The organism is Clostridium sp. DSM 8431 (assembly GCF_900116755.1).
In the GTDB taxonomy this organism is placed as follows: Bacteria; Bacillota; Clostridia; order Clostridiales; family Clostridiaceae; genus Clostridium.
The window spans coordinates 1-13,666 of record NZ_FPBY01000098.1; the positions used below are offsets into that span (position 1 = coordinate 1).

Annotated in this window: 10 protein-coding genes; all 10 read left to right on the forward strand. The window is 28.7% G+C overall.

Going from position 1 to position 13,666, the window contains the following annotated elements; all coding sequences use genetic code 11:
• Positions 1 to 123 precede the first annotated feature (123 nt).
• The 10 genes from BM384_RS10775 to BM384_RS10820 all read left to right on the forward strand — a co-directional run bounded on the left by BM384_RS10775 (position 124) and on the right by BM384_RS10820 (position 13,515).
• Entirely contained in the window at positions 124 to 1,527 is a 1,404-nt protein-coding gene (locus tag BM384_RS10775; RefSeq protein ID WP_090013557.1) for a sensor histidine kinase, read from the forward strand.
• Between the two features lie 199 nt (positions 1,528 to 1,726).
• A complete protein-coding gene (locus BM384_RS10780) occupies positions 1,727 to 2,614 on the forward strand; it encodes a S1C family serine protease (RefSeq protein WP_090013558.1) in 888 nt (295 codons plus the stop codon).
• 72 nt (positions 2,615 to 2,686) lie between these two features.
• On the forward strand, positions 2,687 to 3,262 hold the full coding sequence (gene pth, locus BM384_RS10785; protein WP_090013560.1) for an aminoacyl-tRNA hydrolase: 576 nt from the start codon (positions 2,687 to 2,689) through the stop codon (positions 3,260 to 3,262).
• Positions 3,263 to 3,276: 14 nt separating this feature from the next.
• The gene (gene mfd / locus BM384_RS10790; RefSeq protein WP_090013561.1) at positions 3,277 to 6,795 is read left to right on the forward strand and encodes a transcription-repair coupling factor; all 3,519 of its coding nucleotides are present in this window, start codon (positions 3,277 to 3,279) and stop codon (positions 6,793 to 6,795) included.
• Between the two features lie 85 nt (positions 6,796 to 6,880).
• Positions 6,881 to 7,921, forward strand: coding sequence for a SurA N-terminal domain-containing protein (locus tag BM384_RS10795; protein WP_090013562.1), 1,041 nt, complete (start codon positions 6,881 to 6,883; stop codon positions 7,919 to 7,921).
• A gap of 264 nt (positions 7,922 to 8,185) precedes the next feature.
• Entirely contained in the window at positions 8,186 to 9,220 is a 1,035-nt protein-coding gene (locus BM384_RS10800; protein WP_175537349.1) for a SurA N-terminal domain-containing protein, read from the forward strand.
• A 190-nt stretch (positions 9,221 to 9,410) separates the two neighbouring features.
• Complete coding sequence (spoVT, locus tag BM384_RS10805) at positions 9,411 to 9,956, forward strand: stage V sporulation protein T (RefSeq protein WP_090013565.1); 546 nt, start codon at positions 9,411 to 9,413, stop codon at positions 9,954 to 9,956.
• Positions 9,957 to 10,068: 112 nt separating this feature from the next.
• Positions 10,069 to 11,604, forward strand: a complete 1,536-nt coding sequence (locus tag BM384_RS10810) for a putative polysaccharide biosynthesis protein (RefSeq protein WP_090013567.1) — start codon at positions 10,069 to 10,071, stop codon at positions 11,602 to 11,604.
• 21 nt (positions 11,605 to 11,625) lie between these two features.
• Entirely contained in the window at positions 11,626 to 13,023 is a 1,398-nt protein-coding gene (gene mazG / locus BM384_RS10815) for a nucleoside triphosphate pyrophosphohydrolase (protein WP_090013568.1), read from the forward strand.
• A 216-nt stretch (positions 13,024 to 13,239) separates the two neighbouring features.
• Positions 13,240 to 13,515 (forward strand): HU family DNA-binding protein, encoded by a 276-nt coding sequence (locus BM384_RS10820; protein WP_090013570.1) that lies wholly within the window; start codon positions 13,240 to 13,242, stop codon positions 13,513 to 13,515.
• Positions 13,516 to 13,666: the final 151 nt, after the last annotated feature.

Sequence of the window (13,666 nt, forward strand, 5' to 3'; positions counted from 1 at the left end):
AGAGTAGTATATGAATTTATTCATTACAAAATCAGACAGGTTGAATAAGGAATTAAACAAGCTTTATAAAGTTTTATAAGGTTTTGGCAACGGTTGGATATAAGTTTGAGGTGAAGTAAAAAAATGAAAAAAGGGTTGGTGTATAAAATACAAGTTAAATCTATTTCAGTTTTATCTATATTTCTCATAGTCCTTGGGAATATATTAAGCATTTCTGGTATTCAATTTTTAAAAGAAAATAGAATAGAAACTCTTGATAAGCAAATATATCCCATAACAATTGAAGCATCCAACTATTTAAGAGCACAACAAAATTCTAGCTTTAATAGTTTGCAAAATATATTAAATGCAGTGGGTACTTCTTCAAAGGCAAGTATAATGATTACAGATAATCTTGGATATACATATGCTGTTTCTAACGAAGAGGAAAATGAGAGTAAATCAAAATTGCTAGGAAAAATTATAACAGATGAAGAGAGAGAAATTTTAATAAATGGTGAAGCTGTTAAGAAAGCTGACAATGAAAAATTTATTTATATGAAGCCAGTATTTCAAGGAGATTATTTTGGAGGAGTCATAATAACTGAAATTCCAGAAGCAGAAATAAATAGTGGAATTATAAAACTTATAACTATAATATGGGGAGGAATATTTTTAGCTATAATCTTTACAAGTATAGGAATCAATCATTTTATAAAAAATATTGTGGTTAAGCCAATAAATGAAATAAGTAAAGTAGCAAAAAATATATCTATAGGAGAAATTTCAAGAATAGAAACTATACATTCTGATGATGAAATTGGAGAGTTAACAAAATCCTTTAATATAATAGCTGACTTTTTAAGTAAAAGTGAGATTAAAAGAAAAAACTTTATCTCTAATATATCCCATGAATTAAGATCGCCAATAACATCTATAAGAGGATTCATAGCAGGAATATTAGATGGAATAATTCCTATTGATAAAGAAAAGTATTATTTATCAATAGTTTATGATGAAGTTAAGCGTATTTCTAGACTTGTTGATGATTTACTAGATATATCAACCTTAGATGATTCAAATTATATCTTAAAGAAGTCTGAGATTGATATTAATGGATTAATAGAAATCTGTCTTGTTAATAAAGAAGCCCAAATTGCTGAAAGAGATTTAAAAGTAGAAGTAATATTAAATGAAAATCATCAATTTGTTTATGCAGATAGAGATAGGATGATTCAGGTACTTACTAATCTTATAGATAACGCAATAAAGTATAGCTATTCTGGGGAAATAATAAGAATAGAGACTAGTGTTAAAGGAAAAAAAGTATATGTAAGTATTAAAAATAAGGGTAAAGGAATATCAGAAGAGGAATTGGTAAGAATTTGGGATAGATTTTATAAATCAGATTCATCAAGAACAAATAAAGAAAGTACAGGATTAGGGTTATCTATTGTAAGAACTATATTGTCAAGACATGGAGAAGACATATGGGTTAATAGTAAAGATGGAGAAACTGAATTTATATTTACATTATCTAAAGCTTAGGATAGGGGTTTGAGTGAATGAAAAAAGCGAATCGGATAGAATTGTAATAAAAAGTAAATAGAGTAAAAGAAAAGAATTTTCTAAAATAATTATTCTTTTAGTAGCTGCTGTTATATGTGGAGTTGTATCTTCAGAAATAGTAATACATAAAGAATTAAAAAGTATAACAGATGAAATTACAAAAGAGAATAAATATAGTATGGATGAAATTCTTAAAAAAGGGGTAACAGAAGTATCTCATTCTTTAGTTACAATAAGTGATTCAGAAGATAAATTAAATGTAAATACATTTGTAGAAGGAAATACTACAGGAATAATAATAGATAAACAAGGTTACATTGTGACAAGCCTTTCAAAAATAAAAAATATGAAAAGGATATTTATAAAGTTCCCATCCCTTGGTAGAGAGCCAGTTGAAGGTTGTATGATTGGAGCAGATGAAATTACTGATGTTGCACTTATCAAGGTGGATTCAGATGGTTTAATACCTATAAATATATCTAACAAAGACATTAAAGAAGGTAACTTTGTTATAGCTTCAGGAAATGCAATTTCAAATGATTTTATAGGAGCAACTACTTTAGGGATAATTACATCGACTAATACTAACATATATGATGAGGCTAATAATAATTCATATAGAGTTATACAGACTAATGCTGTTATAAATGATAACAATATAGGTGGACCTTTATGTAGTTTAAATGGAGAACTTATAGGATTTAATTCTCAAACTTTAAATTCTAATAAAGATGAAAAATTATATTATGCATTAAGTGCAGAGGCGTTAAAAAAGGCTGTTGAGTATATAATTAGTTTTACAGATAAGCTTGGGATAAGTGGAGAATTAATTGATGATATAGAACATGAAGTTAGAGGTTTATATATAGAAAATATAATTCCAGATGGTTATGCTGCTAAGGCAGGACTTTTGCCTACTGATATAATATTGTCTATAGATAATAAAACAATAATGTCATTAGAAGATATAAATAATATTGTAAAAGATAAAAAAAGTGGAGAAAGTATTAACTGCATGATTTTAAGAGATGGAAATCAAAAAAGTTTGGAAATTTTGTTTGATTAAAATTTATTTTTGTCATGAAGATATAATTTAGTATAATAGTAGTAATAATTAATAAAGAAGGAGATAAGGAAGATGTTTCTTATAGTTGGCTTGGGTAATCCGGGCAGAGAATATGATAATACAAGACATAATGTAGGGTTTGATGCAATAGATGTTATTGCTGATAAGTATAATATAGAGGTTTCTAGGACAAAATTTAAAGGTGTATATGGAGAAGGTTTTATTGGAGGAGAAAAGGTTATTTTATTAAAACCAACAACATATATGAACTTAAGTGGAGAAAGTGTACGAGAAGTTATGGACTTTTATAAGTTGTCTAATGAAGATATTTTAATTATATATGATGATATAACATTAGATGTGGGTAGAATTAGAATTAGACCAAAAGGAAGTGCTGGAGGGCACAATGGTATCAAAAGCATAATAGCTCATACTGGTGGAGATGTTTTTGCAAGAATAAAAGTAGGAGCGGGGAAACCTCAGGGAGACCTAGTAAAACATGTTTTAGGTACTTTTTCAAAAGAAGAAAGAGCAGATCTTGATAAAGTTTTAGAAGCTGTAGCAATGGCAGCAGAAGAAATAGTTAAGGGTGATGTTAAAGAAGCAATGAATAAATATAATGGATTTAGTTTAGAAAAAACAGTTTAAGGATGGTGCTGTAAATGAGGTTAAAAGGGTTAATTGAACCCTTAATTACTAGCGATAAATTTTCCAGTATAAAAAGGGATGTATTAGAAGGAAGAGGTCCTATTGAGATATCTGGACTATCTGAATCTTCAAAGGCATATTTAGCAAATGCAGTTTATGAAGGATTAGATAAACCAGTTGTTGTAGTAACTCATAGTGATATGGAAGCAAAAAATTTATATGAAGATTTAAGCTTATATACTAGTAATGTTTCATACTTCCCAGCAAAGGAAGTTGTTTTTTACAATGTTGATGCTATATCTGGAGATTTAAGATGGGCTAGATTAAGGGTAATAAAAGATATATTAGAAAAGAAAAAGGGTATATTAGTAACATCAATAGATGCATTTGCTTCTAAATATACTCCTAGAAAGTTATTAAAAAAACATAAATTATTATTGAGAATTGGAAAAGAAGTTAATTTTGAAGATATAGCTATGACTTTATCTGAAGCTGGATATGAAAGAGTTGAAATAGTTGAAGGTAAAGGAGAATTTTCTCTTAGAGGTGGATTATTAGATGTATTTCCACCAGATTCTTTAAATCCTTATAGAATAGAGCTATTTGGTGATGAAATAGAATCAATAAGAACTTTTAACGTTGAGTCTCAAAGAAGTATTGATAAGGTAAAGACTGTAAAGATATTTCCAGCTAAAGAGATGATTATTGATGAAAATGTAATGCAAGAAGCTATAAAAGCTATTAATGAAGAATTAGAAGAAACATTATCAAAAAGTAAAGATAATGAGAAAGTACAAAAACTAAGAGGTATAGTTAATAGAAATTTAGAAAGTTTTAAAGAAACACATACCTTTGAAACAATAGATAGTTATTTACCTTTCCTATATAAAGATAGTGAAAGTTTTTTTGATTATCTAGAAGGGTACGTAGTTATTCTTGATGATAAATTAAGATCACTAGGAAAATTAGATAGTATGTATACTGAGTTTAATGAAAGTTATTCTATATTTCTAGAGAGAGGTGATATTTTACCATCTCAAGGAAAGTTATTATTAAATAAAGAAACTGTACTCAGTCTTTTAGAAGAAAAAGTAGATATAATGCTTGAAGAAATTCAAAAGGGTAGTGAAATTTTAAAAGCTGAACATACTTATGAAATAAAAGGAGCATCCCTTAATCATTATCAAGGACAGCTAGATATACTTATTGATGATATTTTAAGTAAAAAGAACAATGGATATAGAACTATAATTTTATCTGGCACAAGAGCAAGAGGTGAAAGACTTGTTGAAACTTTAAGAGATAGAGGAATAGAAAGTGTCTATAAGGATGCAATTGATGATATTCAACTTGGAAAAGTTGTAATTACTTTTGGGAACCTACTTAAAGGTTTTGAATGTCCTGAATATAAAGTTTGTGTTATATCAGATAAAGAAGTTTTTGGTGAAGCTAAAAGAAAACTTAGAAAAACAAAGAAAAAGACTAAAGGTGTTGCTAAGATTAAGAGTTTTGCTGAGCTAAAACCAGGAGATTATGTTGTACATGCAAATCACGGTATTGGTGTATATAAAGGAATAAAGCAAATTGAAGTTGGTGGAAGCAAAAGAGATTACCTAGATATTATTTATGATAAAGGAGACAAACTTTATGTTCCTGTAGATCAGCTTGATCTTGTTCAAAAATATATAGGAAGTGAAGGTAAATCTCCTAAAGTTAATAAATTAGGCGGAAATGAATGGATTAAGGCAAAGGCTAAGGTTAGAAAGTCTATAAATGAAATTGCTCAAGATTTAATGAAATTATATGCTACAAGAGCTACTATGAAAGGTCATAAGTTCTCAAAGGATACTGAGTGGCAAAAGCAATTTGAAGATGAGTTTCCATATGAAGAAACACCAGATCAATTATTATGTATAGAAGAAATTAAAGCTGATATGGAATCTGATAAATCTATGGATAGACTTTTATGTGGAGATGTTGGATATGGAAAGACTGAGGTTGCAGTTAGAGCGGCATTTAAGGCTGTTATGGATGGAAAACAAGTTGCATTCTTAGTTCCAACAACTATATTAGCAGAACAGCATTATAAAAACTTAAAAAAAAGATTTTCAGATTTCCCAGTTACTATAGATATGATTAGTAGATTTAGAACAGCAAAAGAGCAGAAGGCTACTATTCAAGCTGTAAAAGAAGGAAATGTGGATATTTTAATAGGAACTCATAGACTTGTTTCAAAAGATATAAAATTTAAAGATTTAGGTTTATTAATAGTTGATGAAGAGCAGAGATTTGGAGTTGCTCAAAAAGAAAAGATGAAGAATATGAAGAAGAATGTTGATGTTCTAACATTAAGTGCAACACCAATTCCAAGAACCCTTCATATGTCTTTAACTGGAGTGAGAGATATTTCTGTAATAGAAACTCCACCAGAGGAAAGATACCCTATTCAAACCTATGTTGTTGAGCAAAATGATCAGCTTATAAGAGATGCAATAATGCGAGAAATAAGCAGAGGCGGTCAGGTATACTTTGTCTATAATAGGGTTGAAGATATAGACAGAATGGCTGGTTATGTAAAGAACTTAGTTCCAGAAGCAAAGATTTCAGTTGCTCATGGTCGTATGACAGAGAGAGAATTAGAAAACGAAGTTAGAGATTTTGTGAATAATGTAAATAACGTCTTAGTCTGTACAACAATAATAGAAACAGGAATAGATATACAAAATGTAAATACTATAATTGTTTATAATGCAGATAAGATGGGATTATCTCAGTTATATCAGTTAAGAGGAAGAGTTGGGCGTTCAAATAGAATAGCCTATGCATATCTTTTATATACTAAGGACAAGATTCTTACTGAAGTAGCAGAAAAGAGACTGAAAGCCTTAAAAGATTTTACTGAGCTTGGTTCAGGATTTAAGATAGCTATGAGAGACTTAGAAATAAGAGGAGCAGGTAATATGATGGGCTCATCACAACATGGGCACATGGCTACTATAGGATATGATTTATATTGTAGAATGCTTGAAGATACAATAAAGCTTGTAAAAGGTGATATAGACAAAGAACCTATAGAAACAACTGTAGAATTAAAAGTTGATGCATATATACCATCAAATTATATAGAAGATGAAATACAAAAAATATCTATTTATAAGAAAATTGCAGCTCTTGAGAGTATGGAAGAATATATGGATATAAAAGAAGAACTTGAAGATAGATATTCAAATATACCTAAGCCGGTATACAATCTTATGGATATAGCTTATATAAAGAGCAGAGCTAAGATGCTATCTATAGAAGAAATTAAAGAAACTCCAAAGGAAATAGTCTTCAAATTTGCTAAAGATGATGAAGAGTATAAGAATGTATTCAAAGAATTGCTTAAAAATTATAAAGATAAGGTTCTATTAAGATTTGGAGAAGAGCCATCCTTTGTATTTGTAGAAAATGATTTAAATAAAGAAGAGATGTTATTGACTTTTAAGGAAATGTTAAGTTCTTTAACCAAAATAACGAAAAATAAGCAATAATAAATTGAATATGAGAAATAATATTGATATACTAATGATATGTCGTTAAACCTATGATAAAAACAGGAAAAGTGAGGTAGTTACTTTGATAAAAATAAAGAATTTAGTTGCTATGGCTTTAGCTGGGATAGTTGTTTTTTCATTAACAGGATGTAATTTAGTAGAAAGAACTGAAGAATCTAAGCAAAAGCAAGTTTTGGCTAAAGTAGGAGATACAAAAATAACTAGAGAAGATGTAGATAAAGCATTAAAACCTTATCTTGATTCTTATAAGGAACAATATGGTGATGATTATGAATCAAATGAATCTTTAAAATCAACACTAAAAAGTTTAAGAACTAAGCAATTAGATGGATTAGTTGATCAAGAAGTTTTACTACAAAGTAAGGACGAAGTTGGAGTAGATCCAGATGATGATGAAATAAATAAAGAAGTTGATAGTAGAATAGATTACTATAAACAAGCACTAGGGTCAGATGAAGATTATGAAAACTACATACAATCATATGGATATGATGATGATAGTTTTAAGGATTATATGAAGAAACAAGTTGTATTAGGTATGGTAGTTGATGCAATGATTTCAGATGTAGAAGTTACAGATGAAGATATAGAAAACTACTATAATGAACATATTTCTGATTACACTACAAAAGCAGGTGCAGATGTTACTCATATACTTGTTAAAGTTAAAACTGATAGTGATGGAAATCCAGTAGATGGAGCAGATGATGCTGCAAAGGCAGAAGCTGAAGAAATAAGACAAAAAGCTCTTCAAGGTGAATCATTAAAGGATGTTGCAAACAGTGAAGAATATAAAGATACTACTACATATGAGGACTTAGGTCGTGTAAGCTTTGAAGATAGTGGAATGGTTCAAGAATTTGAAGATGCATTCAAAAACCTTCCTGCAAATCAAGTATCAGATGTAGTTAAAACTAAATATGGATATCATGTAATTATTAATACAGTAGTTTATCCAAATGATGAAGTTAAGCCTTTAGATCAAGTTAAAGATGAAGTTAAGAATACATTATTATATGATAAACAAGAAGAAGCATATAATACTAAACTTGATGAATTTAAAGAACAATTAAAAGTTAAGGTTTATGAAGATAGAATATAAGTATGGTTTTAAATAGCAGAAATTTATAATTTCTGCTATTTTTTTTATATAAAAACGATATAAATAAGTACTATCTGCTAGGAAAAAAAGAGATAAAAGGCAAATATTAGAGATTTACAAAGAAATATAAGATGTTTTATTGGAAAACTAATGAAAAGAAGGAAGAAAACGTTTGTGTTCGGCATAAAGTGTTGTTATACTTAAAGTATGTCGTTTAATATGTCGTTATAACCTATTAATAAACAGAAAAGTGAGGGAATGGCTTTGAAAAAAATTAAAAAGTTAATGACTTTAGCGGTAGCTGCAACTATGGCTGCATCATTTGCAGGATGTAACATGGTAGAAAGAACTAATGAGTCAAAGGGGAAGACAGTATTAGCTAAGGTAGGGGACACAAAAATAACAAGGGATGACGTTGATAAAGAATTAAAATCAATGATTGATCAACTTAAGCAGCAATATGGAGATGATTATGAATCTAATGAAAGTGTAAAGACTAATTTAAAGAAGTCTAGAGAACAAAGATTGGATTATTTGGTAACTAAAGCTGTAATGATGCAAAGCAAGAGTAAGTACGATGTAAATATAAGTGATGATGAAGTCGAAAAGCAGGTTGATGATCAAATTAATCAATACAAAGAACAATTTGGAGATGAGTATGAAACTCAACTTGAACAAGCGGGATATGATGATGAAAGCTTAAGAGAAATGTTAAAAGAAGGCATAATCTTAGATCAAGTTTATGCTGCAATGACTTCTGATATTGAAGTTACAGATGAAGATATCGAAAACTATTATAATGAAAATCAAGATACTTATACTTATGATGCAGGAGCAGACGTATTGCATTTATTATTTCAACCAGAAAAAGATTCTGAAGGAAATATATTAGCTGGAGCAGAAGATGCAGCAAAGGCAAAAGCTGAAGCAGCTAGACAAGAAGTATTATCAGGTAAATCATTAAAAGAAGTATCTGAAGAAGAACAATTCAAAGGTTCATTATATCAAGATTTAGGACGTCTAACATTTGAAAATAGTGGAATGGTTGAAGAGTTTGCTAATGGATTTAAGAGCTTACCAGCAAACCAAGTTTCAGAACCAGTTAAGACTTCATATGGATATCATTTAATAGTAAATACTACAGTATATCCAGAAAGAACATTAGAACCTTTAAATGATTCTTTAAAAACAACAATTTCTGAAACTTTAAAGCAAACAAAAGAACAAGATGTATTTAAGAGTAAATTAGATGAATTAAAAGAAGAATTAAAAGTTAAAACTTATGAAGATAAGTTATAAAATATTTTTGTGAAAAAGGTGCATTTAAATGATTGAAAAATCATTTAAATGCACCTTTTTTATACTTTAAAGTATCTACTTATATAAAATTTGAATATAAATAATGGGTATATGTGTATAAAATTTCTATAGAGTCAAATAATAAGAGTGTTACTAAGGAAAAAGTTATTTAAGGAGGTTAGTTTTTATAATGAAAGCGACTGGAATTGTAAGACGTATTGATGATTTGGGAAGAGTTGTTATTCCAAAAGAAATAAGAAGAACACTTAGAATAAGAGAAGGAGATCCTTTAGAAATTTTTACAGATAGGGAAGGTGGAGTAATACTAAAAAAATATTCCCCAATTGGAGAATTAACTGATTTTTCAAAAGACTATGCAGAAAGCCTTCAACAAGCAATAGGAAATATTGTATTAGTAGCAGATAAGGATGCATTTATATCAATGAGCGGTGCGCCTAAAAAAGATTATTTAGAAAGAAAGATAAGTAGAGAATTGGAAAAAATTACAGAAGATAGAAAAACAGTTCTTTTATCTGAACAAAGTGATATAATTCCTCTACATAATGATGATGAAGAATCTAATTATAGCTCACAAGTAATTTCACCAATAATTTCTGAAGGCGATGCTATTGGATCTGTTATTATAGTAGCAAAAGAAGGTGCTAAATTAGGTGACTTAGAAGTGAAATTATCAGAAACAGCAGCAGGCTTTTTAGGCAGACAAATGGAACAATAAAATAAGGTTTTATTAAATTTTAGAGTTAATCCCAAATATATTAGTAATAATACCTCTGAACTAAAAATAAGAATAAGTAATACATAATAATGATAAAGTTTGGAGGTATTTTATGAAAAAGCAATCCTTAATAAAAGGAAGCATAGTGTTAGGAATAGCGGGAATACTAACGAGATTTTTAGGGTTGTTCTTTAGATGGCCTTTAATAATGCTTATTGGAGATGAAGGCGTTGGATATTATCAAATGTCATATCCTTTATATATGTTTTTTGTAGCTATGGCATCTGGAGTTCCTGTAGCTATGTCTAAAATGATATCAGAAAAAAATGCTACAGGTGATATTAAAGGAAGTTTTGAAGTTGTAAAAGAAGCTAGATTACTAATGCTTATGATAGGGACAGGCACATCTTTAATTTTGTTTTTCTTTGCAACACCTATTGTTAAATTTCTTCAGTGGGATGCAAAAGCATATTATTCTTTAATTGGAGTATCCTTTGCACCTTTTATTATATCTATGATGACAGTTTACAGAGGTTTTTTTCAAGGACTTCAAAATATGACTCCATCAGCAATGTCACAAATATTAGAGCAAATAGGAAGAGTAGTAGTTGGAGTTGGACTTGCAATGATTTTCCTTCCAAAAGGAATTGAATATTCAGCAGGAGGGGCTGCTTTTGGAGCAGCTGCAGGAGGCGTACTAGGAGTAACATACTTAGGATTTAAGTATAGTAAAGTAAAAAGAAATTATGGAATTAGAAAGATAAAAAGTAATCCTGAAATATTAAGTAGAATATTAAGGATAGCCATACCTATTTCTATAGGTGCAACAGTAAGTACAATAATGAGTTTAATAGATTCTATATTAGTACCACAAAAATTATTAGATGCAGGATTTTCAAATCAACAGGCAACAATTCTTTACGCACAGCTTACAGGAAAAGCATCAGTCATTGTAAATATTCCACTTACTTTATCTATGGCGCTGTGTACATCTTTAATTCCAATAATAGCAGAAAGCTATATTTTAAAAAGAAAAAGAGAAGTTGATTCAAAAATAGATTTATCAATAAAATTATCAGCACTTATAGCCATGCCATGTTTATTTGGATTATTTTTTATGGCAGGTCCAATTATGAAATTTATATTTCCGGGAAGATCTGAAGGCTTGGAAATACTAAAATATTTATCTATATCAGTGCCTTTTATAATTATTACGCAGACTACCACATCTATTTTGCAAAGTATAGGAAGCTATATAAGACCAGTTTTTAATTTACTTATAGGCTGCATAGTAAAAGTAATTTTAACAATAACCCTTGTATCTGTTCCAGAGTTAAATATATATGGAGCAGTAATAGCAAGTATAGGAGCATATGTAACTACAACTATGTTAAATGTGATTTCTATGAAGTTAAAGTTAGGTACCAAGTTTAGATTTTATAATAATTTTATAAAACCAGCTCTAGCATCAGTACTTATGATAATTTTTGTTTTGATTGTTTATAGTATGCTTTATAATAAAACTGGAAATAATAGTTTTTCATGTATAGCATCAATAGGCATTGGAGCCATAATATATGGTGTAAGTGTATTAGTTTTAAAAGTAATTGATATTAATGAGATTAAATATAGATTTAGTAAAAATTAAAGATGAGAGAGGAGAAACTTTATGATAAATATAGTGGGGTTAGGTTATGGAGAAATAGACGATTTGACCATTAAAACTTATAAAATTTTAAAAGAGTCTAAAAATATTTATATAAAAAATACAGATTTGAAAATTATAAAGTCTTTAGAGGAAGAGGGAATACTATTTAAAAATTCATCTAATCTATTTAAAGATATAAGAAATATTTCTAAAAATAATGAAGTGGTTTATGCTACTATAGGAAGTCCTTCAGATAATGATAAGTCTGTTAAAGATATTATAAAGCTATGTAAAGAAAAGAATATAGATTATAAAATATATCCTGCAGCAGGAATAAAGGAATTAATTCAAAGCTGTTTAAATAAAACAATAGAAGATATTACAATAATTAATTCTAACTGTATAGAAGAAGCTGATATTAGAAAGCACAGTGAAGTTGTAATTAAAGATATATCTAGTAAGTATGTAGCTTTAAAGATTAAAACCAAATTGGAAAATGTATATGATAAAGATATAAAGGTATACTATATTATTAATAAAGATAGAAAATGTCTTGAAATTAAACTTAATAAAATTGATGATATAACTGATTTTAGTGAATTTAATATTATATATATACCTAAAAATTCAAAGGGTAAAAAAGATATTGATGATTTAATTGAAATTGTCAAGATATTAAGAGGTGAAAATGGCTGCCCATGGGATAAAGAACAGACTCATGAGTCTATAAAGAGAGATATTATTGAAGAAAGTTATGAAGTTTTTGATGCTATAGAGCAAAATAATAAAGAGGCTCTTATTGAAGAATTAGGAGACGTATTATTTCAAGTTATATTCCATGCATCATTAGGAATAGATGATTCAGAATTTGATATGTTAGATATTACAGATGGTATATCTAATAAGATGATTTATAGACATCCACATGTATTTGGAGATATAAATGTTAAGGATACAGCTGAAGTTCTTGTAAATTGGGACGAACTAAAGAAAGGTGAAAAACATTTTGAAACTTTAACTGATGAATTAAATGGAGTTGCAAAAGCATTTCCTGCACTTTTAAGAGCTAAGAAGATTCAAAAGAAGGCTAAAAAGGTAGGTTTTGATTGGGATAATGTTGAAGATGCTATTGAAAAAATAAAAGAAGAATTAAATGAAGTAATTGATGTATATAAAAGTGAAAATATGGTAAGAATAAAAGAGGAAATAGGTGATTTGCTATTTTCGTGTGTTAATGTGAGTAGGTTTTTAAATGTAGATGCAGAAGATGCATTAAACTTAACTACAGATAAATTTATAAAAAGATTTAGTTACATGGAGAAAAAATCAAAAGAAAATAACTTGAGTTTAGAAAGTATGTCTTTAGAAGATATGGATAAACTATGGGATGAAGCTAAGAAATTAGAAAAAAAACAATAATAAAAGGATTTTAATAATTAGTGGAGAATTATAAAAAATAAGATAGTTTATCAGTTACTATGCTGCATTAGTATTAGTAGGTAATGTTACATTTTTTAATCATTTTATAAAATATGTAGACTACTTCGAAAAGAGGATATATAATAAGATAATGTAAGTGTGGTACATAAACACAGTTATATAAAAGGCTAACTGGATTTTAAGGAGGATGTAATCGTGAATAAATCAGAATTAATTACAAGCATGGCAGAAAAGAGCCAATTAACAAAAAAAGATGCTGAATTAGCTTTAAAGGCTTTTATCGATAGCGTAGAAGAAGCTTTAGAAAATGGTGAAAAGGTTCAATTAGTTGGTTTCGGTACTTTCGAAACAAGAGAAAGAGCTGCTAGAGAAGGAAGAAATCCAAGAACTAAGGAAGTAATTAAGATAGCTGCTTCAACAGTGCCAGTATTCAAGGCAGGAAAAGAATTCAAAGAAAAAGTAAACAAATAGTTGAAGAACTGAAGCCCGAGTTTGACTCGGGTTTTTTTATAACTAAGAATAAGAGAGGTTGAATAACAGATGACAAAAGTTTAGAAAACTTTATAAAATATTAGAAGTTTTTTATAAAAATTGTTATAATAGCTTTAGGAGGTGAATCTTT

Bases quoted from the DNA above. Each gene is read 5' to 3' on its own strand.
- spoVT (WP_090013565.1), top strand. From the start codon at position 9,411: ATGAAAGCGACTGGAATTGTAAGACGTATTGATGATTTGGGAAGAGTT.
- mazG (WP_090013568.1), top strand. From the start codon at position 11,626: ATGATAAATATAGTGGGGTTAGGTTATGGAGAAATAGACGATTTGACC.
- mfd (WP_090013561.1), top strand. From the start codon at position 3,277: ATGAGGTTAAAAGGGTTAATTGAACCCTTAATTACTAGCGATAAATTT.
- BM384_RS10780 (WP_090013558.1), top strand. From the start codon at position 1,727: ATGGATGAAATTCTTAAAAAAGGGGTAACAGAAGTATCTCATTCTTTA.
- BM384_RS10810 (WP_090013567.1), top strand. From the start codon at position 10,069: ATGAAAAAGCAATCCTTAATAAAAGGAAGCATAGTGTTAGGAATAGCG.
- pth (WP_090013560.1), top strand. From the start codon at position 2,687: ATGTTTCTTATAGTTGGCTTGGGTAATCCGGGCAGAGAATATGATAAT.
- BM384_RS10775 (WP_090013557.1), top strand. From the start codon at position 124: ATGAAAAAAGGGTTGGTGTATAAAATACAAGTTAAATCTATTTCAGTT.